22 protein-coding genes and 1 pseudogene are annotated in these 25,213 nt (G+C 60.3%); 11 read left to right on the top strand and 12 right to left on the bottom strand.

Annotated elements, in window-relative coordinates; all coding sequences use genetic code 11:
* Nucleotides 1–96: 96 nt before the first annotated feature.
* From F6X37_RS14100 to F6X37_RS14090, 3 genes are all read right to left on the bottom strand, one after another.
* Nucleotides 97–1,137 carry an AraC family transcriptional regulator gene (locus tag F6X37_RS14100; RefSeq protein ID WP_187611736.1) on the bottom strand — a complete coding sequence of 347 codons (1,041 nt, stop codon included), beginning with the start codon at nucleotides 1,135–1,137 and terminating at the stop codon, nucleotides 97–99.
* Between the two features lie 988 nt (nucleotides 1,138–2,125).
* Entirely contained in the window at nucleotides 2,126–3,583 is a 1,458-nt protein-coding gene (locus F6X37_RS14095; protein WP_187611735.1) for an NCS1 family nucleobase:cation symporter-1, read from the bottom strand.
* A gap of 686 nt (nucleotides 3,584–4,269) precedes the next feature.
* Nucleotides 4,270–5,424 carry a helix-turn-helix transcriptional regulator gene (locus F6X37_RS14090; RefSeq protein WP_187611734.1) on the bottom strand — a complete coding sequence of 385 codons (1,155 nt, stop codon included), beginning with the start codon at nucleotides 5,422–5,424 and terminating at the stop codon, nucleotides 4,270–4,272.
* Between the two features lie 333 nt (nucleotides 5,425–5,757).
* On the opposite strand from F6X37_RS14090, the gene F6X37_RS14085 reads away from it, so the two are divergent.
* Both F6X37_RS14085 and F6X37_RS14080 read left to right on the top strand, forming a co-directional pair.
* Nucleotides 5,758–7,221 (top strand): MFS transporter, encoded by a 1,464-nt coding sequence (locus F6X37_RS14085; RefSeq protein WP_262419910.1) that lies wholly within the window; start codon nucleotides 5,758–5,760, stop codon nucleotides 7,219–7,221.
* On the top strand, nucleotides 7,218–7,802 hold the full coding sequence (locus F6X37_RS14080) for a hypothetical protein (RefSeq protein ID WP_187611732.1): 585 nt from the start codon (nucleotides 7,218–7,220) through the stop codon (nucleotides 7,800–7,802). Before F6X37_RS14085 ends, F6X37_RS14080 begins: the two co-directional genes overlap by 4 nt.
* A gap of 233 nt (nucleotides 7,803–8,035) precedes the next feature.
* On the opposite strand, the gene F6X37_RS14075 is transcribed toward F6X37_RS14080, so the two are convergent.
* Nucleotides 8,036–8,767: an SDR family NAD(P)-dependent oxidoreductase gene (locus tag F6X37_RS14075; protein WP_262419909.1), complete on the bottom strand. Its 732-nt coding sequence runs from the start codon at nucleotides 8,765–8,767 to the stop codon at nucleotides 8,036–8,038.
* 119 nt (nucleotides 8,768–8,886) lie between these two features.
* A pseudogene (locus tag F6X37_RS14070) lies at nucleotides 8,887–9,087 on the bottom strand (NAD(P)-dependent oxidoreductase); the annotation flags it as partial.
* A 341-nt stretch (nucleotides 9,088–9,428) separates the two neighbouring features.
* Between F6X37_RS14070 and F6X37_RS14065 the strand changes: the two are divergent.
* The 3 genes from F6X37_RS14065 (at nucleotide 9,429) to F6X37_RS14055 (ending at nucleotide 11,953) form a co-directional block, all read left to right on the top strand.
* Nucleotides 9,429–10,571 carry a phosphotransferase gene (locus F6X37_RS14065; protein ID WP_187611731.1) on the top strand — a complete coding sequence of 381 codons (1,143 nt, stop codon included), beginning with the start codon at nucleotides 9,429–9,431 and terminating at the stop codon, nucleotides 10,569–10,571.
* 175 nt (nucleotides 10,572–10,746) lie between these two features.
* A complete protein-coding gene (locus tag F6X37_RS14060) occupies nucleotides 10,747–11,034 on the top strand; it encodes a spirocyclase AveC family protein (protein ID WP_262419908.1) in 288 nt (95 codons plus the stop codon).
* A gap of 43 nt (nucleotides 11,035–11,077) precedes the next feature.
* A complete protein-coding gene (locus tag F6X37_RS14055; protein ID WP_187611730.1) occupies nucleotides 11,078–11,953 on the top strand; it encodes an enoyl-CoA hydratase-related protein in 876 nt (291 codons plus the stop codon).
* 18 nt (nucleotides 11,954–11,971) lie between these two features.
* On the opposite strand, the gene F6X37_RS14050 is transcribed toward F6X37_RS14055, so the two are convergent.
* The 5 genes from F6X37_RS14050 to F6X37_RS14030 form a co-directional block, all read right to left on the bottom strand.
* Nucleotides 11,972–13,768, bottom strand: a complete 1,797-nt coding sequence (locus F6X37_RS14050; RefSeq protein WP_262419907.1) for an AMP-binding protein — start codon at nucleotides 13,766–13,768, stop codon at nucleotides 11,972–11,974.
* 22 nt (nucleotides 13,769–13,790) lie between these two features.
* Nucleotides 13,791–14,684: an alpha/beta fold hydrolase gene (locus F6X37_RS14045; RefSeq protein ID WP_187611729.1), complete on the bottom strand. Its 894-nt coding sequence runs from the start codon at nucleotides 14,682–14,684 to the stop codon at nucleotides 13,791–13,793.
* A gap of 48 nt (nucleotides 14,685–14,732) precedes the next feature.
* On the bottom strand, nucleotides 14,733–15,650 hold the full coding sequence (locus F6X37_RS14040) for an NmrA family NAD(P)-binding protein (protein WP_187611728.1): 918 nt from the start codon (nucleotides 15,648–15,650) through the stop codon (nucleotides 14,733–14,735).
* Between the two features lie 264 nt (nucleotides 15,651–15,914).
* On the bottom strand, nucleotides 15,915–16,988 hold the full coding sequence (locus F6X37_RS14035; protein ID WP_262419906.1) for a phytanoyl-CoA dioxygenase family protein: 1,074 nt from the start codon (nucleotides 16,986–16,988) through the stop codon (nucleotides 15,915–15,917).
* Nucleotides 16,939–17,367, bottom strand: a complete 429-nt coding sequence (locus F6X37_RS14030) for a carboxymuconolactone decarboxylase family protein (protein ID WP_008917662.1) — start codon at nucleotides 17,365–17,367, stop codon at nucleotides 16,939–16,941. Before F6X37_RS14030 ends, F6X37_RS14035 begins: the two co-directional genes overlap by 50 nt.
* A gap of 229 nt (nucleotides 17,368–17,596) precedes the next feature.
* Between F6X37_RS14030 and F6X37_RS14025 the strand changes: the two genes are divergently transcribed.
* The 4 genes from F6X37_RS14025 to F6X37_RS14010 all read left to right on the top strand — a co-directional run bounded on the left by F6X37_RS14025 (nucleotide 17,597) and on the right by F6X37_RS14010 (nucleotide 20,782).
* Complete coding sequence (locus F6X37_RS14025) at nucleotides 17,597–18,496, top strand: LysR family transcriptional regulator (protein WP_090808726.1); 900 nt, start codon at nucleotides 17,597–17,599, stop codon at nucleotides 18,494–18,496.
* Nucleotides 18,497–18,647: 151 nt separating this feature from the next.
* Nucleotides 18,648–19,433: an SDR family NAD(P)-dependent oxidoreductase gene (locus tag F6X37_RS14020; protein WP_090808728.1), complete on the top strand. Its 786-nt coding sequence runs from the start codon at nucleotides 18,648–18,650 to the stop codon at nucleotides 19,431–19,433.
* Nucleotides 19,434–19,913: 480 nt separating this feature from the next.
* On the top strand, nucleotides 19,914–20,228 hold the full coding sequence (locus F6X37_RS14015) for a hypothetical protein (protein ID WP_187611727.1): 315 nt from the start codon (nucleotides 19,914–19,916) through the stop codon (nucleotides 20,226–20,228).
* 11 nt (nucleotides 20,229–20,239) lie between these two features.
* Entirely contained in the window at nucleotides 20,240–20,782 is a 543-nt protein-coding gene (locus tag F6X37_RS14010; RefSeq protein ID WP_184032187.1) for a nuclear transport factor 2 family protein, read from the top strand.
* Nucleotides 20,783–20,884: 102 nt separating this feature from the next.
* Here the strand turns inward: F6X37_RS14010 and folE are convergent, their stop codons facing one another.
* On the bottom strand, nucleotides 20,885–21,520 hold the full coding sequence (gene folE / locus F6X37_RS14005) for a GTP cyclohydrolase I FolE (protein WP_187611726.1): 636 nt from the start codon (nucleotides 21,518–21,520) through the stop codon (nucleotides 20,885–20,887).
* A 193-nt stretch (nucleotides 21,521–21,713) separates the two neighbouring features.
* Between folE and F6X37_RS14000 the strand changes: the two genes are divergently transcribed.
* On the top strand, nucleotides 21,714–22,691 hold the full coding sequence (locus F6X37_RS14000; RefSeq protein ID WP_187611725.1) for an NAD(P)H-dependent flavin oxidoreductase: 978 nt from the start codon (nucleotides 21,714–21,716) through the stop codon (nucleotides 22,689–22,691).
* 87 nt (nucleotides 22,692–22,778) lie between these two features.
* Here the strand turns inward: F6X37_RS14000 and F6X37_RS37940 are convergent, their stop codons facing one another.
* Nucleotides 22,779–23,150, bottom strand: a complete 372-nt coding sequence (locus F6X37_RS37940; RefSeq protein WP_410451325.1) for a hypothetical protein — start codon at nucleotides 23,148–23,150, stop codon at nucleotides 22,779–22,781.
* Between the two features lie 116 nt (nucleotides 23,151–23,266).
* Between F6X37_RS37940 and F6X37_RS13990 the strand changes: the two genes are divergently transcribed.
* The gene (locus tag F6X37_RS13990; protein WP_262419905.1) at nucleotides 23,267–25,198 is read left to right on the top strand and encodes an AMP-binding protein; all 1,932 of its coding nucleotides are present in this window, start codon (nucleotides 23,267–23,269) and stop codon (nucleotides 25,196–25,198) included.
* Nucleotides 25,199–25,213 lie beyond the last annotated feature (15 nt).

Here is a 25,213-nt window from a genome sequence, read left to right as displayed (position 1 = left end):
CCGCGCGAGCTTCAGCAGAGGCAGACTTGAACCGCAGGTATCGTATTCAACGTGCGAAGCTAATTATCCCGGATTGGCTTCGGGCGTAGGTGCGGTTCACGGCGCGTCGACGGAGCCAGCCCGAACGCGTGCTTTGGACTTGCGCCACTCGCTGGGAGTACAGCCGTACCACCGCCTGAAGGCCCGCGTAAAGTTCCCTTGATTCTCATACCCCAGCCGCGTCGCCACTTCGGCAATCTGTATATCCGTCTGGCTTAGCAACTGATCTGCCAGATTGCGTCTGACATCTTCAAACATTGAGTCATAGCTGGTGCCGAGTTCGCCAAGATGGCGATAGAGCGTGAACCGATGTATCGCGAAGAACTCAGCGACTTTCTGCGACGTACAGCCATCAGGTAATAGCTTTTCGATCACCTCTCTGACACGAGAGCTGAAGTCTCCGCCCTGGCGATCCTGCAGCTCACTTATGTGCTGATAAAGGAAACGCGCAAGTTGCCGGTCGTGACTAGACCTTGGCTGGTCGAGCAGCAACTGTGGAAACAGGACCTCGTATTGAGCCTGGCCAAACCAGACCGGCGCCTGGAAATATTGCTCGTACAAGGCGCTTGCTTTTGGCTTGGGGAACGCGATCCGTACGAGAGTCGGCCGCCACGCCCGACCGAGGATCAACTCCAGAATCCGGACATTTGCCGCGAGGTACGCCGTGAGCAAATGCCGTGCACCAGGAATGTTTGGGTCGATCGAAACCGACATGCAGGCGTAGCCTTCGTCTTCAGTCATCCGAACGTGCAATCCCCGATACCAGAGTCCGCAGAAACGAATAAGGCTTTCGATCGCCTCACGCACTGTTGGCGCATTGAGGACAAGGAAACGCAACGGCCCCACATTATCGAGCGTCGCACGTTGGCCGAGGAGCAATCCTACGTGTTCGCAGCGCATCCGCTTTGCTGCGGCTTCCAGGATCCGACCATGCGTTACCGTGGCGAGAGGAGTCAACGGCGAAGCCATCGCTTCTCGGGTGACACCGAAGGATTCAAGAAGCGCCCATGGGTCCACACCGTGTTCGAGCATGACGACGGGCAGCGAATTGAGCGCGCCGATCGGGATGGACTTCTCCTCTTTGGATGCGCCCTTCATCTTTGGGTCTCCTGCCGGAGTTCGTGCATTAAGGGGTTCAGGATCTTGATGGCGGCGCGATATCGTAGTGCCGGGCAACGCGCGCTCTTTGGCGGTTCCTGGGTGATTTCACTTGAAGAAACAGAGGTGTTGCCGGACATGATTTTATCAACAAAGCGACCGACTGGCGTCACAGCAGTGGGAAACGAAAGAAGCACAACGCGTTCGTATTCACGCGCTTGCGCAAGACATGACCATGACGTTTTGGCCTCTATGTCGCCTTGATGGTGCCCCCCGCTGCGCGATCGGCGACGCGCTGGCGACTACGAAGTGGTTCTTGCGGATCACGTTGGAAATGCCTCCATTGACGAAGCGGCCAGCGAGCCTTCGCCGCATCCGTTGATCTGACCAGACATCGCGCAATCGCGAGCATGAAGCTGCGCCAGGTGCATCTGGCGGTTTGTGCCAGAAGGGGAAATCAGGCTGGCAACCAGCGACACGCCTTGGCGCAACGCGACGGCTCTCGTCGCAACTGAAACACCACCTCAATCTTTTTCGGAATCAAGGTTTTAAAATGAGCGTCCGAATCGCTCCGATACCTGCCCTTGGAACCGCGACGACTCGACCGGCAGCAACGGGTCGTAAGCACGCGTTCAGTCTCAGTGAGGCTGATCACTCGCGACCGCCGAGGTGCGAATGTCCGCAAAGTGACGCTCAGCTGCCTGACCAAAGCCGATTCTCGAATAACGGCAATGGCCGAATTGTGCGGGTAGCTCGTCCGTCAGGTTCCGGAGTAATGCGGCCGCTCCAACGGCAGATTTCCCGGCTCGCTGAACGGCAAGTTGTGGCCGAAAGTGCCATTCTTTGAACGATGCCATCAGGCGGATCGTCGGCCAAATCTGCGATTCGCGAGTCGCACGCGGCTATCGTGACCGACCGCCCGCTTCCGGGAGGCACCCGGCGGTGCCGTGCCAGTGCTTGACCCTACCTGATCGGGATGGAAAGAGCCTTAAACGCGGGTAGTGGCGATCGCGGTACGCGGCCGCAGCGTCGCCATGACCAGGTACATGCCGCCGCCGATCGCTACGCCGAAGAACCAGCCATATGTATTCCACCAGGCCGGCAGCAGGTTAGTGAAGTTGGGCAGGAAGGTCGAAAACACGCTGCCGACCGCCGCCGCGGCCAGCGCGTTGACGTTCCAGCCGCTTTCGTAGCGATACTCGCCGTGCTCCTGGTAGAGCGCCGCGACGTTGACGTTGCCCTTGGCCACCAGATAGTAGTCCACCAGGATGATTCCCAGCAGCGGGCCCATCGTGGCGCCGATGGCGTTGACGAAGTGCGCGGCGTTGCCTTCCCACGGCGCAAACGGGTAGAGCGCCAGCGCGATGGCTGCGGCGATGAAACCGCCCTTCTTGAAGCTGATCTGCCTGGGGAACGTGTTGGAGATGTCGAACGCCGCCGAGACGAAATTGGCCACCACGTTGATGCCTAGCGTGGCGACTGCGAAAGTCACCGCCGCGATGAGTGCCAGTATCCAGCTATCGAACTTGGCTGAGATCTGCTCGGGGTGCAGCAGCACTTCGCCGTACACCTTGAAGGCGGCGATGGTGGTGACGCCGGCGACCAGCGAGAACGCAATCAGGTTGACCGGCAGGCCCCACAGATTTCCTTTCTTGACTGCGTCGCGGTTTTTCGCGTAGCGCGAGAAGTCGCAAAAGTTCAGGTACAGCGCCGCGAAGTAGGTGATCCAGGTCGCGCCTACGGCCATCAGCGCCCAGAACGAGCCGGGCTCGCCGCTGACGCCGGCGTCCTTGGTCTTCTCGAGCAGCGCGTCCATCGGAATGCCATGCTCGAACGAGAAGCCGCCCGCCTTGACGCACAGGCCGATCGCCAGGATCAGCATCGCGATCCACACCGCCGGACCGGCCAGGTCCTGGAATTTGCGCACCGTTTCCATGCCCTTCTGAATGATGAGCAGCTGCAGCGCCCAGACGATGAAGTAGCAGATCACTTCCAGCCCCGAGTGGCCGAGAAAGTGCGTGCCCTTGTGGAACTCCATCAGGCTGGTGCTGCGGATCAACAGCGCGACTATCGCGCTCGAAGCCGCTGCTGTCTGCGCGCCGTACCAGAAGCAGGCCACCACGGCGCGCACCAGCGCCGCGAGGTTGGCGCCCCACACGCCGAAAGAGGCGCGCGCAAGCACCGGGTATGGCACGCCGGTCTTCTCGCCGGCGTAGCCGATCAGATTCATCAGCGCGAAGATCACGAGTGAGCCGAGCCCGATCGCCAGCACAAAGTTGGTAAAGCTGCCGCACAGCAAGAACAGGCTGGCGGCGAGGTAGTAGCCCCAGAGGCTGTGCACGTCCGAGGTCCAGACGTTGAAAATGCTAAAGGCACCCCAGTTGCGCACCCTGGCGGGTGCGAGATCTTCGTTGTAGAGGCCGGGGGAAGGGTTGCGGATTTCCATCTGTCGTCTCCTTTGAGTTCGTGGAAATGAGGAACCACCGCCAGACGACCCTGGGCGGCGATGCCCCCGCGTCTGAAGCAAGCTCGTATGCAAGAACTGTATGTACTTTGCGGCACAGCTCTGAATGGGTTAACCCTAATCGAGAGGCATGTCGGCGCAAGCCAACAATCCGATCCCACGCACAATGAGCGCAATCGCAAATTCGTCGTTGTTGTCCATGTGACCGCGCAAATCAATAAAATTGCGCGATGCTTACCGTTGCTGCGTCCCGCTCGCAATCTATGGGGCCGTTGATGTGGAGATGGCCGGAGGCCCCCCCTCGTCGAAGGGTTCGATGTGAGGGCAGCCCGATTCAAATGCCGTGTTTGATTGACCTCCGATGGTCCCGCATCGGGCGACAGCTGGCGTTCGTCAGTTCAGATGCGATCTCAAATGGTAGAAGTGGATCGGGTGCCGCCGAAACGCAACCGGCGGTGCTCAGCCCCCTCACCGAAGTTTGCTGTCGGACCGGGTTCGGCCAGTTGCGGCCGTTGGCGCGTGCGTTTACGCGGACAGTTGAACGTCGGTTCGGCCCAAAACAGCAGACATTCTCCGAGCGGATGATGCGCGTCGCGTCGTTGTCCGCCCTGGCCCCTGCGTTGACGGTAAGGAACCCATCTTCTAGCTGCGAGGACATCCGGCGGCTGTTATCTACATTGAGTTAGTTGCGTACTGCTACGCAGGAGCAGTGCAACAAGTTCGGCCTGCCTGTGCGTATAGGTCTTGGCAAGTATCTGCTTAAGATAGCCTCTTGCCGTTCCAATGCCGATGCCCAGCCGCGAAGCCGCTTCCGCAAGGTCCGATCCACCCGCAAGCAGGTTGGCAAGCGCAGCCTCGCGACGGGTAAGGTGAAAGGTCTTGACGAGAACGATCGGATCGATGTCGCACGCTCTGTCTGGTTCCATCACAAACAGAACCACCCGCGCTGCGAGATTCCGTTCGCCCAGACTAACAGCCCTACAGACAGGCATAACGCTGACGATGAGCGGTGGACGTGGCGGCTGGCGCGACAGACAGCAACGCATCGGCACTGCGGGCCGTATTGCCGTTTCGCGACCGTCCCGGCTAAAGTCGTGCCAGCGGGCCGCAGTCGCGATGGCGCGGCGCAAATCCTCCGTGTCGGAATGTTGGGAAGCAATGACCGTTTCCCTGTTCAACAGCAAACCGTCTCTACGTGCGGCGAGTGCCTCGGCACAGGGATTCACGAGAACCGGACGCATGGCCGCGTCGAGCAGGATCACGCCGACATTCAGTTCAGCGACAACGTCGAGCGCACCCTGGGCCCGCAAATCGGCGGCAGCCAGACGGCCTTGAATCTCCAGCGCCGTCCTCAGGTGCGGGACGATGAGATTCGCCGCATCGAGATCCGCGTCGCTGAAATCCACCGCACCCAGATTTCGCCCGACAGAAAAATGAATCTGTCGTCCAGGCAGCCGTACAAGCGGCGCAACAATTCCATAGAAGCCGCCCTCTGGGCGAACTGCTTCGTTGTAAATATCCGAACGTCTGAAGTCCGCATCGGAAATCGCCGACGTTTGCCGCAGCGGAGTGCCAACCGGTATGGCTTTGATCCAGTCCGGAAGACGGGTTTCGAACTCGTGCTGAAGTCGCGCCGCATTGACGGGGACTATCCCCATGGAAACAGCCAAACCGGCAGCATCGGCAATCGTTTCATTCAGCATCACCTTCTGCGCACCGATTGCCTCCGTGATCGAGGTCAGCGCAGTCGGCCAGTCATTGGGGGCGAGCACTGCCCCGTATATGTGCCGAATCGCTCGATGGATAGTTTCGACGCGCGTCATGCTTACTTCCCTCCGGCATCCGATTTCCCTCCCAAATGGGAGTGTTCGGCGTATGTAGGTTGGACGAAAGTATAGGCAAATATTCCCGTCGGATCCGATTCGAGTGAGATATGCCGCACGCTCGAACGGGATAGCGCGCAACCACAGTCTGCTCCTGGCTGACGGTCGGTTAACTCGGTACTTAAACCATCCTGTAGCGAAACGAAGCAGCGATGCTCTTCAAGGCCTTTGTGCGAGCAAGCGCGCCGGCATATGACTGTCGGCGCTCCATGTCGGTGCAAAGGCGCGACGGCAAAATGTCGCCTGCCGGTATCAATACTGCGGAGAACAAAATTGGCCCATTCCACCAATACGGCCGGCAACCCCGCATACAAGGGCAACGATAGACTCATCGTGGGCATTGTGCTCGCGGTTGTCACCTTCTGGCTGTTCGCTCAGACGACGTTCAACGTTTTGCCTTCCATGAGGACCGAGCTAAGGATCAACAACAGTGTCGGCGATATGGCCGTAAGCATAACCGCGCTGTTTTCCGCGGCCTTTATTGTCGTCGCAGGCGGACTTGCAGACCGGTTCGGCCGTATGAGAATGACGTACGCGGGGCTCGCACTGAGCGCCGCCGGTTCGTTGCTCATTGCAGCCACCCCGTGCGGTACCGCAATTTTTCTGATGGCCGGACGCATCATTCAGGGCGTGTCAGCGGCGTGCATTATGCCGGCGACCTTGTCGCTAATGAAGGCTTATTACGACGGCGAGGCTCGTCAGCGGGCACTCAGTTTCTGGTCAATCGGTTCGTGGGGAGGATCGGGCCTGTGTGCACTCCTAGGCGGCGTAGTCGACTCGACGATGGGATGGCGCGCCATCTTCTGGATGTCAATCGTTGTTGCGGTCGCGAGCTGGACGCTCATTCGTGGAACACCTGAGAGCAAAGTCGTCGAGTGCAGCACAGCGCCGATCGACTGGACCGGATTAGGCGCCTTCCTCGTTGCAACGGTGGCTTTCAACATGGTGGTCGCGCAAGGCGCGGAGCTAGGGTGGCTAAGTCCGGTCATACTCGCTCTGTCTGCCGCATTCGCATTGGCTGTGGCCATTTTCATTCTCTCCGAACGTTACTGCAGTCACCCATTGGTCGATTTTCGACTATTCGGCAACACCGTGTACCTGGCCGCGACGCTGTCCAATTTTTTCCTGAACGGGGTCGCGGGGGCGTTACTCATCGTGTTATTGCTCGTTCAGGACGCTTTCGGACTTTCATCGCTGCAGTCTGGCTCGATGACAGCGGGGTACCTCGTCGCCATCCTGATAATGATCCGGGTCGGCGAAAAGTTGCAGCAACGTTGGGGCGGACCACGTCGGCCCATGATTCTCGGCTGTGCGACCACGGGGGGAGGTCTATTGCTCACGACGTTCACGTATCTGCCTGTTGCGCAGTACGTGACTGTCGCATTCGTCGGCTTCACTCTGTTCGGCGTCGGGCTAGGCATCTACGCAACACCTTCCACGGATGCCGCATTGTCTAGCGTCGCGGATTCGAGGTCCGGAACGGCGTCAGGAATCTACAAGATGGCGTCATCGTTGGGGACCGCGTTTGGCGTGGCGATATCGGCGGCCATCTTTACGGCTCTCACAGAGGTCAATGGCGTATCGCCGACACAATCCTTGGCTGGCCTCGGATTCAATCAGCTTCGATTCGCAGCTGCCGCTGCACTGTGGTTTAACGTGACAATGGCCCTGCTCGCAATGGCGGCAATCATATTCGGTATGCCGAGGCGAAGTGGTAGCCGGGAGCGTCCATCATGACCAAATTAACGTACCGCCCAGCGATGGACGCCGATCCGGAAACGGATAGCGGCCGTACCGTCATCAATGCCGCACTGGACCGGGTAGCAGAAGCCATACACGAAGCCTCGACCGGCACCGCAAGCAACCGGACCGCCAGCGTTTTGCAGCGACCCACCGTCCATCGTCGCGAAAGATGTGATCGCGTCTGTGTCAGTAACATCGACCCCTCATTAAATGTTGTTTGCGGACGGGAGCAGATGACCACCGTTTCGCCTCCACAGTCACCTACAGCACCTCGGCGAACGGCCGCTGTATCCTTGGCTGAAGTGGGTCGAGGGCGGCCGTCGCGGCCCGCCGCGTTTAGTCCTGTCACGCAAGCTATCCGTGGGACTGGGTTCGGCCACTTGCCGCCGCTCGCTCATCTGACGAAGCCGTCATTCGAATGGCCGGTTTGCTCGGATAGCCGCAAATTCGATAAACGGGGGGCTCCTCGCCTGCTCGATGGCCTCGGCGCTCAACTTCACATTCTTCGTGACCACGATATCGGCATCGCGAATTCGCTCGACCACTTCATCCGAACGCGTATCGACCACGCTTGACCGTGCCTCGACGGATCGTCGCGGGGGCAGCGGGAGGCTCGCTGACTCTTATGACGCATGGCCGGAATCGCTTGGAAAACAGCGGCTTCGCTCCGCCGCTGTTTCACGCGCGATGTTCCACGTTCAAGCCCGACTTGCGGCCTGAATGAATGTCACTATGCTTATGGGATGCTTCTTTTCGTACCGGTGCGCTCGTGTCTCTAGTTTCCACCTCCCTGTCGCGGTGGAAGGCTTCATCGCCCACTCTGTGCAACCTCGACCGGGGCGGCCATTCGTCCCATCGGAATCCGTCCTGCGCCTACGATCGGCCCTCGAATCTTGAACGTCGCGCTGATGTTCTTGCGGCCCTCGCTGGCCATGCCGCCTGGAAGGATTGAATTGACGCGGATTCCGTCGGCCGCGAACTCGCTGGCCAGTGATCGCGTGATGCTGTCCACGCCGGCCTTCGCGGCGTCGTAATGGGCGTTGACGCCCCACAGCGTGGGTCGAAGCGCGCCAACGGAGGAGATGTTGACGATCGAGCCGCCGCCGTTCGCCTTCATGCGCGTGATAGCTTCTCGGCAACACAGGAACGTGCCCCGCAGCGTGACGTCTTGCATCTGGTCCCATTGTTCGACGGACATTTCAAAGAATTCGGCCTTCGAACGGTGCGCCGTGTTGTTGATCAGAATGTCGACACCGCCAAACTTCGTATCGACGGCTGCGAATAGTGCCTTGACGGATGCTTCGTCGGCCACGTCGACTTTGCATGGCATCGCAATGCCGCCGTCCGCATCGATATCCGACGCTGTTGCAGACGCCGCATCGGGGTTCAAGTCGGCAATCACGACCTTGGCGCCGGCCTCGGCGAGCAGTCGCGCAGTCTCGCGACCGAGACCTTGCGCAGAGCCGGTAACAACGGCGGTCTTGCCCGTGAGATTGAACCTCTGCGCGAGGTGCGCGCCGATCTGTGTTTCACTAAACATGGAATGCTCCGTTTTGAGTGTCGATGAAGGTCGCGCTGTTCGGTTCGCTTCAGTCTGGCTGCGCTGACCTGATTGAACAACGCAATCACGGAGGCTTCACGTTCCACGTCTGCCTCGATAGCGATTGCTTCGCCGCCCGCCGAAACGATCTTGTCGACGACCGATTGCATGTGCGCTGCGCTGTGATCGGCGACTACGACCCGTGCGCCAGCCTCGGCCAGTACAGGGGCGATATCGATGCTGGAATTGCATCCCTTGTCAGTCACGACAGCGATTTTTCCGCTGATGCCGAATAGCCGCTCAAGCAAGGATGTGGTCATCGAGTTATCTCCAGGGGGCTGCGTGTCGTTTTTTACGAATTCTAGCGACAACGTCCGACGCGCAATGGTTACCGTGGGGAACAATTAGAGTGAACTGGTTTCACTAATCCCGCGCTCTAACGAACGGCAGGAATGAAGCGACTCAGCGCGGTGCTAGCGGGCCTCGTCGAAACGGTGAGCGAAAATACGCACACCGTTCTAAAAACGCAACGATAATACCAGCCGGGATTTCCCTCGTTGCGGGTCTTCAGACGTGCCGCGCAACATGCGCGTAGAGAACGTCGGTCCGGCAATGATGATGTCGGCACGAACGCACATACAACCTCACAGGAGGCGCCAAGATGAATGTTGCGAAAAGAAGCCCCGCCCAGACGGAATCGCACCGACCGCAGCCAGATACCGGCACGCTTCCTTTGCAGGTTGAGGACATCACCTCTTCGTGGCTGACGTCGGCGCTCGCGCGCAGCCATGAAGGGGTAGCCGTGGAATCACTGGCCATCGACGAGGTGATGTACGGCACGGCTACCAAAGTCAGGGTGCGTCTTGCTTACAACGCAACAGGGCGCGAGCTTGGCTTGCCGGAGTCTCTGATCGTCAAAGGCGGTTTCGTTCCCGAGTACCGGAACTTGAACGCCTACATATACGAATACGAGGCGAAGTTCTTCAAGGAAGTCCATCCCTGCTTGCGTGCAAATGTGCCTGCCTGCTTCTATGCAGAGACCGACAGTCGAAGCGGGCAGTCGATCGTGATCCTCGAGGATCTACGTTCACGGGAAGTGGAATTCTGTCGCGTGCAGCGGACGCTGACGTTTGCGCAGGCGGCGGCAAACCTGGACGCGCAAGCGCGGTGGCACGCGCAGTTCTGGCAATCGCCTGCGCTCGAAAGCGATGGCGAACTGGCGTGGCTCGCGTCGCAAGACCCGCTGCCCGATGGCGAGTCCGGCACCTATCACTGGGGCCAGTTGAAACCCGAGGTGTTCGCCAGCTATACACAGTTGCCGGGCGGGGCCGCCGTGCCAAAGCGGTTTCACGATCGTGACTGGATGGAGCGGGCGCTCCTCGATCTGCGCGCTTTCGACCGCATCGGGCCGATGACGTTTCTCCATGGCGATGTTCACCTCGGAAACCTGTATTTCGACCGCGACGGCACGCCCGGCTTTCTCGACTGGCAGTCATATCGACGCGGACCGTGGGCTCATGACGTCACGTACTTCCTGATATCGGCTCTGGATATCGCGGATCGGCCGAGATGGGAGCGCGCGTTGCTCGAATACTATCTTGAGCGGCTCGCCTTTCACGGCGTCAACAACCCGCCGTCATTTGAAAGCGCGCTAGATGCCTACCGGCGCCACATCGTCTATGGGCTGTTCTTCTGGCTCGTGAATCCGGTGGAGTGGCAGGTCGAAGTCAACAATTGTGCAGTTGCGCCCCGATTCGCGATGGCGGCACTCGATCACGAGATTCATGACCTCATGGGCCGATAACCCACCAGGCGCTGAGCGACACGCACTTGACGTCGCCACTTCCGCGGGAGTACATTTTTACGATCGATATTCATAAATGTGAATTGCGCGGAATAATAATGGAGGCAAAGCATGTCGGAAATGGTCGCTCGACGCAGCACAACCTGGCCCAGCGTGTATGCGTGGGCAGGGCTCGGTGCGCTTTTCGCTTTTGCACAAATCCTCACCTACGCTGTTTTCGTCTGCTTTCGTGGCGTCGGCCTTCCTTCTGCTGAACGTCGACGAAGACGGATATACGGTCATCGAGCGAGGTGTCGATCGTGCCGGGTGCCATCCAGCGGTGCGCACGGCGCTTCGGGTGCTGGCTTTCATCGCGTTTTGCAACCTACTGAATCTGGCCTACACGAGCGCGATGGGTGTGCACGCGGTGTATGCCGATCCGTGGCCGGCGGATATGCCGAGCTGGCTCGCTAACAACCGTTAGGCGCACAGTGCCCGCCATCGTCAAACGCCACAGCGGATAACCGATGACGCATTGCAAGCCGCATCGCTTCGCCGACGTCGAGTATCGTGTAGAAGACGAAATCGCTATCGTCACGATGAGCCATCCGCCAGTCAACGGATTAGGTCTGGGAATCCGTCGCGGACTCGTTGCTGCGTTTGAAGCGGCCCGGTGCGACGCGCGGGTTCGCGCGATCGTACTCAATGGCAGTGGACGCGGCTTTTCCGCGGGAGGTGATATTCGCGAGTTCGGCACTTCCGCTGCCACAGCTTGGCCAGCATTGTCGCTGCACGTTCATCCGGTGATCGAGGCGAGCGACAAGCCGGTTGTAGCCGCTATCCACGGGTTTGCCATTGGCGGTGGTCTGGAAACCGCGTTGGTGTGCCACTACCGTGTGGTCGCGGACAATGCGCAGATCGGTCTGCCCGAATGCAAGCTCGGCGTGATCCCTTTGTCCGGCACGCAGCGCTTGCCGCGTGTGCTGGGCTTCGCGAAGTCGATCGAATTCATTCTTGGTGCTCAAATCGTGCGCGCGGGAACCTTCCGGGGCACCGCGTTATTTGACCGGATCGTCGATGGCGATGAGCATGAAATGTCGCGCCTTGCGATCGAGCTTGCGCGTGAGAAGATAGGCGGTACATCGTTGCCATTGATTCGCCGGTTGCCATTGCCTGATAGCGATCCGGTTTCCATTGTCGCTGAAGCGCGCTCACGCCTCAGCTGTAGGGATGCAATAGAAAGCCAGTGTCTGGATGCCATCGCCGCCGCAGCCGAGTCGCCCGATTTCGATGCCGGCATGGCCGCAGCGCGTGCGATCTACGATCGGCTCGTTTCGTCCGATCAGGTGTCAATGCAACGAGATCGGTTTTTCAAGTCGCGCCGGGACGGCTCCGCTCGATAAGCACCAGCTGATTTGCTACTACGCGGAAAGGTGCTTGCGCAGATCGCCTTTTCGCACCTTTCCCGAAGGCGTGCGCGGCAGCTCTGCAACGATGCAAAGTTGCTCGGGCGTCTTTTGCTTCGCCACGCCCGCGCCGGCAAAGTGGGTCTGGACTGCGATCAGGTCGAGCGACGTGCGCTCGTGCAAGACGACGACCGCACAGACTCTTTCTCCATATCGTGCGTCTGGCTGCGCCACGACGGCGACATCGCGCACGGCCGGGTGAGTGGCAAGTACTCGCTCTACTTCGAGCGACGATATATTTTCTCCTCCGCGAATCACGATGTCCTTCTTTCGGTCCGTGATGGTCAGGCAGCCGTTTGCGTCGAGACGGCCGATATCGCCGGTCCGGAACCATCCGTCGTGAGTGAACGCGGCCGCATTGAGCGCCGGGTCGGTGTAGCCGACAAACAGCTCCGGTCCTTTGATCAGAATCTCGCCGTCGCGTCCGGCAGGCAGGTCGCTGTCCAACTCGTCGACAACGCGCACCTGCGAGCCGGGCTGAATGCGACCGTCCGTGCAGGCCCGGATATCAAAAGGCGAATCGGCCCAGCCGACACTCACTGTCGAATGCTCGGTCAGCCCGTACGCGCGGGTTCCCGCGAAGCCGGCCCGATCGGCCATGGCGACGTGCTCGGGCGTGACACCCGTGCCGCCCAGACCGTAAGAAGCGAGGGACACCAGGCTGCGCCCGTCGCGGCGGGCGGCTTCGAGGAGCCCCTGGAGATGAAACGGTGTGCCGCCCGAGAGGCGCACGCGATACTCATCGACCAGTCGCGCGGCAAGCGAGGCGTCCCATCGGTCCATGAACACCATCTCGGTGCCTGTAATGAATGGACGCAACAGGAAATTGAAGCCTGCAATATGGCCAGCAGGGAAGGGCGTGAGGTACGGCCCAGGCCCGTCGATGAACGGAATCTGCCACTCTGCGCCTACTGTGCGATGAGAGTGCTGCACGCCTTTGGGCGAAGCTGTCGTTCCTGACGTGTACAGCAGCAGGCAGATGTCTTCCGACGTTGGCGGGTCGGCAGGGCGTTGTTCATGCGTTGTCGCGGCGAGTCGTTGCAGCGCGCCAAACGTGATGCCGTTCGAGGGCGCCCGATCGCCAACGACGATCACGCGCTCGAGGTCGGGCGTGTCGCCAAGCGCGGCGACACGCCCCAGGTAGTCGGTTCGGGACCAGAAATCGGGCACGCACAGAACGCGGGCGCGGGATTGTCGAAGGATGAAGCCGACTTCGGCGGGACCGTAGATGTGTACGATCGGCACGAGTACCGCACCGATCTCCAGTGCAGCCAGATACAGAAGCGCAGTCTCGCGCTGTGTGGGAAGCTGTATCGCGATCACATCGCCTCGACGCAGACCGAGGGCTGTGAGTGCCTTGCCAATCTCTTTCGCGTCGCGCAGCAGGGACTCGGTGGTGCAAGTATAGGCGCCGGCCTGGGTATGAAAATGGAGTGGCGTCGCGCCGTGCTTTGCGACGGCGCGCGCAATCAGGGCCGCAAGAGGCAAACCGCTCGACCACGGCGCAGTTTTCGATTCGCGCAGATTGGAATTCATGTAGGGCCTGTTCACGCTAATAACGGGCTTGCGCTGGCCGCCAGAAGGGCCGAGCGCAAGGATTGCGACGCAACGAATACTCGACGTATTCGCAAGGAGCATGACGCGGCGATCGGCCCTTCTGGCGGCCAGCCCCTGGAAGGTTTTTTTAAAACAGGGGAACGTGCCTTTGCGCCCGTATTGCGGCGTCGGTCGTCGCTTGTTTGGCTCGGCCAAACGGCGCTCCTCTCTCCTTGCACTACGCGCGCAAAGGCACGTTCGCAAGCCCGTTATTAGCGTGAACAGGCCCTAGCAAGGCTCGCAAGAGACTCACCAGCGCGAGTGGCTGGTCAAGCATCATGTGATGGCCTGCGCGTGGCATCGTGATGGGACCCTTCGCGCCGGGAATCGCAGCTACGATGCGGCGCGCGCGATCGGCGCTGACCACGCTGCTGCACTCGGCGTGCACGTAGCTGACGGGAACCGCGATGCGGGTCAGCAGGTCTTCTTCGCCTTCGACCGGCTGGAGATTCCGCAACTTCGGGTCGAAGCGCCATACCCAGCCGTCGGCGGTTTGACGAAGTGATGTCCGCGCGAGATGCTCGAGCAGCCACGGCTCGCAATCTTGTTCCGGGATGAGTCGAAAGCGACTGAGTGCAGTATGCCAGTCCGGATAGGGGCGGGGCGGCGGGCGTCGTTCCACTGCAGGCAAGGTTTCGCCGCGTAGCATGAAATACGAATCGAGCACGACTGCATGCGAGAGACGATCGGGAAAGGTCGCGCACGCCTGGAGCAGACGCGATCCGCCGAAACTGTGGCCCACCGCGACACACGGTCCAGAGCCGATTGCATCCACGACAGCGACGAGGTCGCGCACGAAAACGTCGGCGCTGTATTCCTGCCTGTAGGCGCTGTCGCCCATGCCGCGGAAATCCAGAGCAAAGACGCGAAAGCGATCGATGAAGAAGGGCGCAATGAAGTCCCACCAGTGCGTGTGCCCGAGAAAACCGTGTGCGAAGACAAGTGGCGGCTTACCGGTGTCTGCGGCGTTCCACGAGACATAATGGACAGTCACCCCGCCGCCTTCGGTGAAGTGAGATCGACGCGGCTGGGCCATGGCGTGGTCGAACCATGAGGGCACACGATCATTCATTGCGGATTTTCCATTACCTGAGGCTTGCACACGCGGTCCATCGACCAGCTATGCGAGTACGATGTGCTGTCGATTCGCATCGATCCAGTCCACCATCGGGGTGAGCTGGACACCACGTTTGGAAAGCGAATCGATATCGACGCGGTACCCGACTGCGTTGATCCATTCCTGTGCATTCACCCATCCGGGTGCGAGACCTTTTGCTCGGGCTTCATCCGGTGACACGTGCAAAACGTTGATCTGTGCGCCCAGAACGTTGCCGAGGCGATTCGCAACTTCAGACATCGTGAGTCTTTCCGATGCCAGCGGCACAGTCTCACCGTGCCAGCGTTGCGGATCGTTTAGCGCGCTGGCCGCGAGCGCGCCCACGTCGTCGGCGGCAATCCAGTCGAGTCGTGCGTCGGGTAGCAACGCGCTGAGCAGCAAGCCTTCGCGCAGGTGCGGAAACATCGCGCCCGCTTTCGGCTCAGCGAGATTGTCCATCATGAATGCAGGCTGCAAGACCGTCCACGATTCGAAACCCGCGGCGCGAACGGCCTCTTCCACTTCCCATTTGTCCGTCCAGTATTTTCGGTTCCAACGTTTCTCGCTCCAGCCAGGAAACGTCTCATGATTGCCGGCCTGCGCCACGGAGGTGTGAACGAACTGCGGGACCTCCGCGTTGCGCGCTGCGTTGACGAGCGCAAAACCCTGGCGGCGCTCCCTGTCGCTGCGATCAAAATCAGTCAGGAGAACGGAGAAGACGGAACCGACGCCCTCCATCGCTTTTGCGAGCAAGTCGCGGTCGTCCAGATCTCCCCGTAGCGCCTGCGCATCCATGTCGACGAGTGCCCGCGCAGCCGGCGAGTCCGGATTTCGTGTCAGGAAGCGTACCTTGCGTCCAGCCGCAAGAAGATGGCGAGCCGCGGCGCCTCCTTGTGCGCCAGTGGCGCCGATGACGAGTACCGCGGCGGATGAATCGATCATGACTTGTCCCGAGGTCGAACGTTAGACGTTGGCCAGGCGTGTCACGCCTGGGCGGCTTGCGCGCGATGCCGCTAACCCTGTGACAGCCATTGCAGGCTCGCGGCCTGGTGCTCACAAGCGTATCGTTCCGATATTAGCACGATGTTCATAAAACCGCGAGCAAAGGATGCCAGTGATCGATGCTTCAGAGTTGCCACGCCAGAGAGCAAGGCGAATGGCGCGAGGCGCAAAGACGAAGCTTCGTCTTTGCGCCTGACACGACGATCAATGCTGCGGGCGCAGCGTTTGAACGAGGCCGCCTTCATGTGCAACGATCACCTCGGATCCCGGCTGATAAACGCCGGCAATTTCGTCTGCGCGCAGGCGGTTGCCCTGGAGGCCGCGCAGATAACTCGTGTCGTCGAGTCGCAACACATGTTCACCATGCGCGTCGCGCACGACGATCTGGTCCGATGCGATCGACGTCAGCGTGCCCACATAGGGCAGGCGGGGCTCAAACGGGAAACTTCCGCCGTGCGGCAGGATGCGCGTGTCGAGTGACAGACGAAAACGGTCCGAATGATTGCTGAGACCAGAGTGCGGCGTGCGTCGGCTCATCAACAGGACGTCGCCCAGGCGGTAGTTCGTGCGGCGCCATGCGTCTTCTGGCACGCTCGCGAGATCGATGGGAACGATTTTGTCGCCGTCCTTCCTGTGCAGGCACGCAAGCTTATGCAATCCTTCCGCGACGGCCAATCCGCCGACTTGCGCATCGATATCGCTGAGCGGAATCCAGCAGATGATGAAATCGAGGCGGTCGCTGTAGATCGCATCTTCATGAATGAAGTCGAACCGTGTGCGGCTTTTGTCGATAGCGGGCGGCGACGTGCGGTATTCGGTGAAAGGTACCCAATAAAGCGGTACGCCGAAGAGCCGCTGAAAGAATGCACGAACCGCGGGGTCTTCCATCACGGTGCGTGCCGCACGCTGCTCGTTCATCGCCTTCACGGGAAAAAAGCTGAAATTTTCGCGGTCTTTGCCAGTCCATCGCACGTCTCGGTCGTTGCGGTCCACGAAGCCGTTGCTGTCGAGGTGATCAACAAGCAGACCGCGCATGCGCTCCAGCGGCTCGTGGCCGAGAACGTCGCGAAAGAACAGGTAGCCGTCTTCGTTCCAGCGTTCTTGCAACTCGGCGTGATTGCCGAGCAGGTCATTGGAAACGTTGAATTCGCGCATCGTCGGCACGATATCCACGCCTGGTGTGCTCATAAATTGTCTCCTTTGGTCGCGGGGGCGCTCTGATGTCGGCTCACAGCAATCCGCGTTCTTCCGAAGTGCGGGTCGTGGTGTCGATGCCAAGTTCCCGCAGTGTCTCCAGAACGGCCGTGGTCGCGGAGGCGACGGCTGGGAACCCGGCATACGGAAGCGCCTGAATCAGCACCCCTTCGAGTTCGCGTGCGCTCAGACCGTTGCGCACGGCAATGCGGACGTGGTTCTTCAGTTCGAGCGTCTGCCGGCTCGCGATCAGAATGCCCAGCGTGACGAGGCTGCGCTGCTTGCGCTCGAGTTTGTCGTCGCCCCAGACATCCGCGAACGCGTAGTTGATGGCAAGGCGTGAAATGTCGGATCCAAAGCCGGTGGACTCGCTTGCGGCCCGTAAGCCGGCTGCCTTGTCTTCACCCATGATTTCGCCGAATACCTTTAAGCCATAGGCAAGTTTTTCTTCGAGGCTCTTCACTTGTGTCTCCTGTTTAACCGCGGCGGCGCGGCTATTGATAGCGGATGCGACTCACCCGAGCCGCCTTGGTCGTTATTCGTATTGTAGAACGACATTCCAAAATGTATGTTGAACGGTGCTGGACGTCAAGATAGTGCGCACCCGATATGACCAGGGTTCGTCCGTAGTGCACCGCAACGGGACAAAGGCGATAAGCTGGGGACACCCGATATCAAAGCCATATCACGTCATGGAATTGCGGCATCTCAGACACTTCGTTGCGGTTGCGGAGACCCAGCACTTTGGCCGTGCGGCTGCGCGCCTGGGCATGGCGCAGCCGCCGCTCAGCCAGTCGATCATGCGGCTGGAGGAGCAGCTCGGTATCAAGCTGCTCGAACGTACACCGCGAGGCGTTTCGCTCACAGCCGCCGGAGCCGCGTTGCTCGCGGAAGCGAAGCCACTGATCGCGCAAGCGGAACTGGCCGAGCGGCGCGTGCGGCAAGCCGCCGACGAACTGGCGAGCCTGAGCGTAGCGTTCGTGCCGATGTGTGCGCTGCGAATCATGCCGCTAGCCATTCAGGGGCTTCGCAAGCAATGGCCGGGCGTTGACGTCCGGTTGATCGAGCGCGGCAGTGCTTTGACCGTCGCCAGCGTGAAAAACGGCAGCATCGACCTGGGCGTGGTAGTCACCAGCTCGGCGGACGTCTCCGGTTTGGAAAGCGTGGTCATCGAGCGTCTGCGTGTGGTGGCCGCGGTTCCGGCGAAGTGGCCCGTGGCGGCGCAGCCTTCAATTCGTATCGCGGATCTCGCGCGATACCCGCTCATCATGTTCCCTCAGCAGATGTCGCAGCCGCTGTTCGCTGCGTTCGAGACAGCGCGCCGCGAGGCGGGGCTGTCGCCGCGGGTGACCCAGCAAGCGCGCCATCCATACACGATGCTCAACCTCGTGTCTCATGAACTGGGCATCGGTCTGATGCTGGATTCGGCGCGATACCTGCCCGTGGAGGGTGTCGCCTTCGTCGACATCGAGGATGTTCCGGCTTCAGGCGAAACTGAGGTGTCGCTGGTGTGGGCCGATAGACCTCACAAGCCCTACCACCGTTCGATGCTCGACATCATGCGCGATATCGCGTCGCCGGCGGCGGGGTGATACGCGCAATCGCACTGCTCGACAGCTTCGTCCATGCTGCTCCTTTCGTCATCCGCTTCTCGTTCATCTTGACACGCCAAAGTGGTGTGTTTATCTTTGCGAATGACGTTCAGAAAATAACCCGCTCGCGCGGCGAGCCAAAGGAGGAGCAATGAGCACGAATGTGGCGAGTCTTTTCAATCTCGATCAGAAAGTGGCGGTGGTAACAGGGGCAGGCTCAGGCATCGGCCGCGAGACGGCTTTGCTGCTGGCGTCGGCGGGCGCGGCGGTGGTCGCGGCGGACCTGAATGAGGAAGCGGCGCAGCAGACGGCCAGCCAAATCGAAAGTGCGTCTGGCAAGGCTATCGCGATCAAAGTGGACATCAGCGATGAATCGTCGATTCTTGCGATGTACGAAACGGTGCAGGCCAAACTTGGGCGCCTCGACATTCTCGTGAACAACGCGGGCATCTATCCGAAGACGAAATTCGTCGAGACGTCGGTAGAAAAGTGGGACAAGGTGCTCGGCATCAACTTGCGCGGCACCTTCCTCTGCATGCGAGAAGCGATCAAGCGAATGCAAGGTGCCAAAAACGGCGGTTCCATTATCAATATTTCGTCGGTGGCTTCGCTGCAGCCGGTGATTTTCGACAACGGTGACTACGGCGCGTCGAAGGCGGGTGTCAACAACCTCACCAAGGTGGCAGCGCTCGAATTCGCAGCAGACGGAATTCGCGTGAACGCAGTGCTGCCCGGCGGCGTGGCAACCGAGGGCGCCGCCGCATCGACGAAGGTTCATCAGGCTCACGGGCCGATCACCCAACCTGGCCGCATGCCGCTGGGCCGCATCGGCGTCGCCTCCGATATCGCCAGGGCAGTGTTGTTTTTCGCGTCGCCGGCATCGGACTACGTCACCGGTCAGCTTCTCGCTGTCGACGGCGGCTTCCAGGTCTCCTGATCACTCGTCTGCGTGTCATTTTCGAATCGCTAAGCTGCGTCGAGAACGCGGCTTGGCGCTGCCATTCCCTTTCCCCGATTGATTGTGCCGACCCGTTCGCACACACGTCCATGTGTGTGCAGCGGGCGCTCGCGCATGCGCGTCGGTCTGTGCCTTGTCGGGTAGTGAAAACACCGACGCCATTAATTGAACGACTTGTTGCATAACCATATTCCATCGCCTAGGATGTTCATCAAGAGGCGCCATGCAAGCGCCCGAGAGGCATAAGCCTGATCGGAGACATGCGATGTACTTGCTCGACAGCGATTTACGTGGTCCTCTTGCGGACTATACGTACGACTATCGTCGCCAGCGCGCTGAAAAGGGCGCTCCGTCGTCGGACGAATCGGCTCGCGCAAAACAATCGAATTGGGCGGCGCGCGTGTTGGGCGCGGTGGCGCCTCGTGCTCTGGGCAAGCTGCGGACGGAGGGCCGGGCGCGATGAAAACGCTGACTCGCGAGAGCGCTCGGGAAGCGCGTAGAGTATGGCTCCCACTCATTCTCCTGTCGATTTCGGCGGCGGCGGTCTGGCTGCTGCAACGCGATGTGCGCATGGAAGAGCTAGGCCGGTCCGCGCTCTTCGACGTCGTGATGATGTTTGCGGTGCTCGGGGCGACGGCATTGGCGGGCATCATCGGATGTGCGATTGCGAGCCGTGCGCGAGCGCAGGAAGCCGATTTGTCGACAGGCGAGGGTTGTTGCTTCATTGGCGCCGTGATCGGTGCGGTCGTCTTTTTTGTCGCCATGACTATCTAACGGTAGAAGCCATGAATGAAGAACTGAGCGCGCGCGTCGAAGCACTGTTGGATAAGCAGGACATACTCGAATGCGTACACCGCTATTGCCGCGGGGTCGATCGCATGGACCGGAAGTTGACGCTGTCGGCGTACCATCCGGACGCAATCGACGACCACGGCGCATTCGTCGGGGATGCAGAGGAATTCGTCGACTGGGCCTTTGCGTACCATACCGAGCATCAGTTGTCGCACCACCATATGGTGTTCAATCACAGCGTCGAATTGCAGGGCGACGAGGCGCACGGGGAGACGTACTGGCTCTTCTTCGGAGAAAATCGCGTCAAGCCAGACACGCTAGCGGTGGGGCGCTATATCGACCGCTTCGAAAAGCGTGATGGCGTGTGGGCGATTGCCGCCCGCGTCTGCATCTCCGAAGCGATCAACGAACTGACCCCTGCGGAAGTGCCTACTGCGTGGCGAGAAATCCTGATGGGCAATGGCGTCAGTGCACGAAATCGTGAAGACGTCTCTTACGAACGGCCTTTAAAGACGCGCCAACCCAGCGAGGTTTAAGGCCAGACGCAAGCCTGCAACGACGCTTGCCACCACGGCACCACGGATCCCAGCATCGATTTGCCATGAAAGCCAACGTCGGCAGCAAGCCGACGTTGGCTTTCAGCTATTGGGTAATGGCGCAATCGTGCTGTGACCGACAATCGACAGAAACTCGCGGCGGGTGGAAGGATCGTCACGGAATGCGCCCAGCATTCGGCTCGTCACCAGCGATGCGCCGGGCTTGTGCACGCCTCGCGTACTCATGCACTGATGCGCGGCTTCGAGAATGACAGCGACTCCCTTCGGCTGCAGCACGGTGTTCAGCGCATCGGCGATCTGAACGGTCATCTTCTCCTGAATCTGTAGGCGCTTGGCATAGACATCGACGAGGCGCGCGAGTTTGGAGATGCCGACCACGCGATGCTCGGGCAAGTAGGCAACGTGCGCACGTCCGATGATAGGCACCATATGGTGTTCGCAGTAGCTCTCGAAACGGATGTCCTTTAGCACCACCATCTCGTCGTAGCCATCCACTTCGGAAAACGTGGTGGCGAGAATTTGCATCGGATCGGAGTCATAGCCCGAGAAGAACTCGCGGTATGCGCGCGCGACCCGTGCAGGTGTTTGAATGAGACCTTCCCTTTCGGGATCGTCACCGGCCCATCGGATCAGCGTGCGCACGGCTTGTTCCGCCTCGTCCGGCGTGGGGCGAATCGACACTTCCTCAGCGCCAATCTGATTGTCTCGTTTATTCATCAACTCTCCTGATCATTCATGCCTCGTGCAATCGCATCGGCGTCCGCGAGTGCGGCACACGAGTGTCGGCGATGTGGAGGAAGTGTATATAATTGCACGGTGTTCGTAAATACAAACTACCGGCGCATCTTACACGCGGCGTTCGACCATTGCCGGTCGAAAGATCAGGTTGCACTTACACAGGGATCAGCACATGAAAACGCGCATTACAGAGCTGCTTGGGATTCGATACCCTATTGTTCAAGGGGGCATGATGTGGGTGGGTCGCGCTGAACTTGCCGCCGCCGTCTCGAACGCCGGTGCGCTCGGCACCATCACTGCTCTGACGCAGCCCACGCCCGATGCGCTGCGCAACGAGATCGCCCGGGTTCGCTCAATGACGGATCAGCCGTTCGCCGTCAACCTGACCATTCTGCCGACCATCAAGCCAGTGCCGTACGACGAGTACGTGCAAGCGGTCGTGGAGAACGGTGTAAAGATCGTCGAGACGGCGGGACGCAATCCCGAGCCATATATGCCCGCATTCAGGGCTGCGGGAATCAAGGTCATCCACAAGTGCACGTCGGTGCGTCACGCGCTGAAAGCGGAGGCGTTGGGCTGCGACGCCGTGAGCGTGGACGGATTCGAGTGCGCCGGACATCCGGGCGAGGACGACGTGCCCAATCTGATCCTGTTGCCGGCCGCGGCCGCGAAACTGCATATTCCGATGCTTGCGTCAGGCGGCATTGCCGATGCGCGCGGCATGGTCGCCGCGCTCGCGCTCGGCGCGGATGGGATCAATATGGGTACGCGCTTCATGGCAACGCGGGAGGCGCCGATTCACGAGAACGTCAAGCGCAGGCTCGTAGAGCATGACGAGCGCAATACGGCGTTGATCTTCCGCACGCTGAAGAACACGTCGCGTATCTTCAGGAATTCGGTAGCGGAGCAGGTGTTGGAACTCGAGCAAAAAGAGGGTGTGACGTTTGCGGATCTCAAGCCGCTGGTGAGCGGTGAGCGCGGTAAGCGAGTGTACGAGACGGGTGACACCGAAGACGGAACGTTTCCGGCTGGCCTCGCAATCGGGCTTATCGAGGACATTCCCACCTGCGCGGAACTCGTGAGTCGGATGGTCGCCGAGGCGCGCGCACTCATTCGTGGCCGGCTGGCCGCGCTTGTAGAAGAGAGCTGAGTCCGAAAGAAGACGGCCGTCGAACAAGGCCGCCCGCGCCCTCGGTTTTGGCGGGCGTGGCAGCCGATGCATGCATGACGATCGCAATCATGCCTGCGAAGTCGGACGACGTTGTTCGTCGAGTCGTTCGAGATGCGCCAGCAGCGACCGGGATGCCGCAGGCCAGAGCCTTTCGGGAACATCGGTATAAGCAAGACGCAGCCAGTCGTCGATCGAACCGGTCGGCAGTGCCAGCAAATCGCCATCGAGCAATTCCGGTGTCGTGTTTAACAATGAGAATGGCGTTCGGAAATTAGCGCAATTTTTGTTTTCTGTCCACGTTGTTGCGCGATGCGCAAGGCTGCGATCGTGCCGGACATTGCGCGCGTCATTCGCGCCAGATTGGGTGTGTGCTATCAGGCCTTCCTCGTGGGTGACGACGGATAGACGTGGCTGGGATTTCGCGTTATTCTTGTTCAACAAGATGATCGACGTTCAATTATTGGTTGAACTTGGCCCGCAACATTTCCAGGTATCGGAAGGCGATGCGAGCGCTCGCGGGACATGACTTGCCAGATAACAACAGGACGACTCAGATGGATGCAGGTACGGCTTCGCACGACGCCCTGATGGATGTGCCGTTTCGCCCGATTCGCGTCGGCAGCATGGATGCCATCGTCGAGCGAAGGCCAGACGGAAGCGTGGTGTATGAACTGAAGGAACCGCTCCAGGCGTATCCCGTCCGCTTGACGGAGCGGCTCGAACACTGGGCGAGCGTCACGCCCGAGCGCGCGTTGCTCGCGCGGCGGACGCCGGACGGTAGGTCATGGGAGTCTCTGACCTACCGCCAGGCGTTCGACGGTGCGCGTGCGCTGGGGCAGGCGCTGCTCGATCGAGGATTGTCGCCGTCTCGTCCGTTGATGATTCTTTCCGATCGAAGCTTTGAACACGCGCTCTTCGCGCTCGCCGCATTGCACGTCGGGATTCCCTATATCCCGGTGACGCCCGCGTATTCGCTGTTATCGCAGGACTTTTCGAAGCTCAGGCAACTCGCGGCCGTATGCACGCCCGGCCTCGTCTTCGCAGATGACGGCGCGCAGTATGGCCGCGCATTGCGTGAGGTGTTCGGCGACGTGGAATGTGTCGTCGTCGGTCCGTTGCCGGAGGGTCGTGGCGGTTCGCGCGTCGCGGAGTGGCTGAAGACGCCGGTTACAGCCGACGTCGACAAGGCGTTCAAGGCAGTCGGCCCGGATACGGTGGGCAAGATCATGTTTACTTCGGGAACGACAGGCGCACCGAAAGGCGTGATCTATCCGCAGCGCATGTTGTGCAGCAATCGACAGCAAGTCGCCCAGGTGTTCGCGTTTCTTCAGGACGGGCCATCGGATCTCGTCGACTGGCTGCCCTGGCATCACACTTTTGGCGGCACGCATAACTTCGGCATGGTGCTGTACGGCGGGGGGACTTACTACCTGGACCCAGGCAAGCCAACGCCGGAGGAAATTGGCCCGACGGTGCAGGCATTGCGTGAAATCGCGCCGGCGGTCTACCTCAATACGCCGCAAGGGTTGGCCTCGCTCATTCCGCATCTGCAGGCGGACAAGGCACTGCGCGAGAAATTCTTTAGCAAACTCGCGCTCATCTACTACGGCGGCGCAAGTCTGCCGAAATACATCTGGGCTCAACTCGACGAGCTCGCGGTGCGTACCATCGGCCAGCGTGTGCTCATCATGTCGGGCATCGGCAGCACGGAAGCAGGCCCAACGCCGCTATCGGCGGCCTGGGATCCGCGACGCGAAGCGATTGCGGGGTTGCCCGTGCCCGGCGTCAAAGTGAAGGTGGCGCCGGTCGGCGCAAAGCTGGAAATCCGTTTCCTCGGCGACTGTGTGACGCCCGGCTATTGGAAAGATCCCGAGCGCACCGCCGCCGCGTTCGACGAGGAAGGCTATTTCCGCTCCGGTGACGCAGCAACGTTCATCGACCCGCAGCGCCTCGAACTGGGACTGCGCTTCGACGGACGCATTGCGGAAAATTTCAAGCTGTCCTCGGGCACCTGGGTCAACGTCGCCGAGTTGCGACTGTACGCGCTGAACGTGTGGGGCCCGTATGCGCGGGATATCGTGATTGCCGGGCACGACCGCGACTACCTGAGCGCGCTCGTCTTCCCTGACATCGAAGCGTGCCGTGCGCTTTGCGACGACCTTCACGATCCGATGCCGGGCGCCGACCAGATCATCAACAGCCGCGGCGTGCGCGCGTTCTTCCAGACCGGACTCGACCAGCTCGCCGCGCGTCCTGGCGGCAGTTCTACGCGCATTGTGCGCATCGTGCTCGAAAGCGAGCAGCCGACGCTCGATAACGGCGAATTGAGTGCAAAGAGCGCAATCAGCCAACGCAATGTGCTCGAGCGACGGCGCGGTGTCGTGGACGAGCTTTATTGCGTGCCGCCCACGCCGCGCACATTGGTCGGCAACGCTGGCGCAGCAGCGGGCGCAGATCGAGGCGCGCGCCGCGGTTCAACGTACTGAAAACGCTGGAAGCTA

Origin of the sequence: Paraburkholderia sp. 31.1, assembly GCF_014397645.1 — a bacterium.
GTDB lineage: Bacteria > Pseudomonadota > Gammaproteobacteria > Burkholderiales > Burkholderiaceae > Paraburkholderia > Paraburkholderia tuberum.
This window is presented reverse-complemented; position numbering and strand designations above follow the sequence as displayed.

What these genes read in the sequence shown, in the direction of transcription:
- F6X37_RS14090 (WP_187611734.1), bottom strand. Translation starts at nt 5,424, where the DNA reads ATGACGCGCGTCGAAACTATCCATCGAGCGATTCGGCACATATACGGG.
- F6X37_RS14075 (WP_262419909.1), bottom strand. Translation starts at nt 8,767, where the DNA reads ATGTTTAGTGAAACACAGATCGGCGCGCACCTCGCGCAGAGGTTCAAT.
- F6X37_RS14055 (WP_187611730.1), top strand. Translation starts at nt 11,078, where the DNA reads ATGACGCATTGCAAGCCGCATCGCTTCGCCGACGTCGAGTATCGTGTA.
- F6X37_RS14045 (WP_187611729.1), bottom strand. Translation starts at nt 14,684, where the DNA reads ATGAATGATCGTGTGCCCTCATGGTTCGACCACGCCATGGCCCAGCCG.
- F6X37_RS13990 (WP_262419905.1), top strand. Translation starts at nt 23,267, where the DNA reads ATGGATGCAGGTACGGCTTCGCACGACGCCCTGATGGATGTGCCGTTT.
- F6X37_RS14100 (WP_187611736.1), bottom strand. Translation starts at nt 1,137, where the DNA reads ATGAAGGGCGCATCCAAAGAGGAGAAGTCCATCCCGATCGGCGCGCTC.
- F6X37_RS14040 (WP_187611728.1), bottom strand. Translation starts at nt 15,650, where the DNA reads ATGATCGATTCATCCGCCGCGGTACTCGTCATCGGCGCCACTGGCGCA.
- F6X37_RS14015 (WP_187611727.1), top strand. Translation starts at nt 19,914, where the DNA reads ATGAAAACGCTGACTCGCGAGAGCGCTCGGGAAGCGCGTAGAGTATGG.
- F6X37_RS14020 (WP_090808728.1), top strand. Translation starts at nt 18,648, where the DNA reads ATGAGCACGAATGTGGCGAGTCTTTTCAATCTCGATCAGAAAGTGGCG.
- F6X37_RS14080 (WP_187611732.1), top strand. Translation starts at nt 7,218, where the DNA reads ATGACCAAATTAACGTACCGCCCAGCGATGGACGCCGATCCGGAAACG.
- F6X37_RS14095 (WP_187611735.1), bottom strand. Translation starts at nt 3,583, where the DNA reads ATGGAAATCCGCAACCCTTCCCCCGGCCTCTACAACGAAGATCTCGCA.
- F6X37_RS14010 (WP_184032187.1), top strand. Translation starts at nt 20,240, where the DNA reads ATGAATGAAGAACTGAGCGCGCGCGTCGAAGCACTGTTGGATAAGCAG.
- F6X37_RS14000 (WP_187611725.1), top strand. Translation starts at nt 21,714, where the DNA reads ATGAAAACGCGCATTACAGAGCTGCTTGGGATTCGATACCCTATTGTT.
- folE (WP_187611726.1), bottom strand. Translation starts at nt 21,520, where the DNA reads ATGAATAAACGAGACAATCAGATTGGCGCTGAGGAAGTGTCGATTCGC.
- F6X37_RS14065 (WP_187611731.1), top strand. Translation starts at nt 9,429, where the DNA reads ATGAATGTTGCGAAAAGAAGCCCCGCCCAGACGGAATCGCACCGACCG.
- F6X37_RS14025 (WP_090808726.1), top strand. Translation starts at nt 17,597, where the DNA reads ATGGAATTGCGGCATCTCAGACACTTCGTTGCGGTTGCGGAGACCCAG.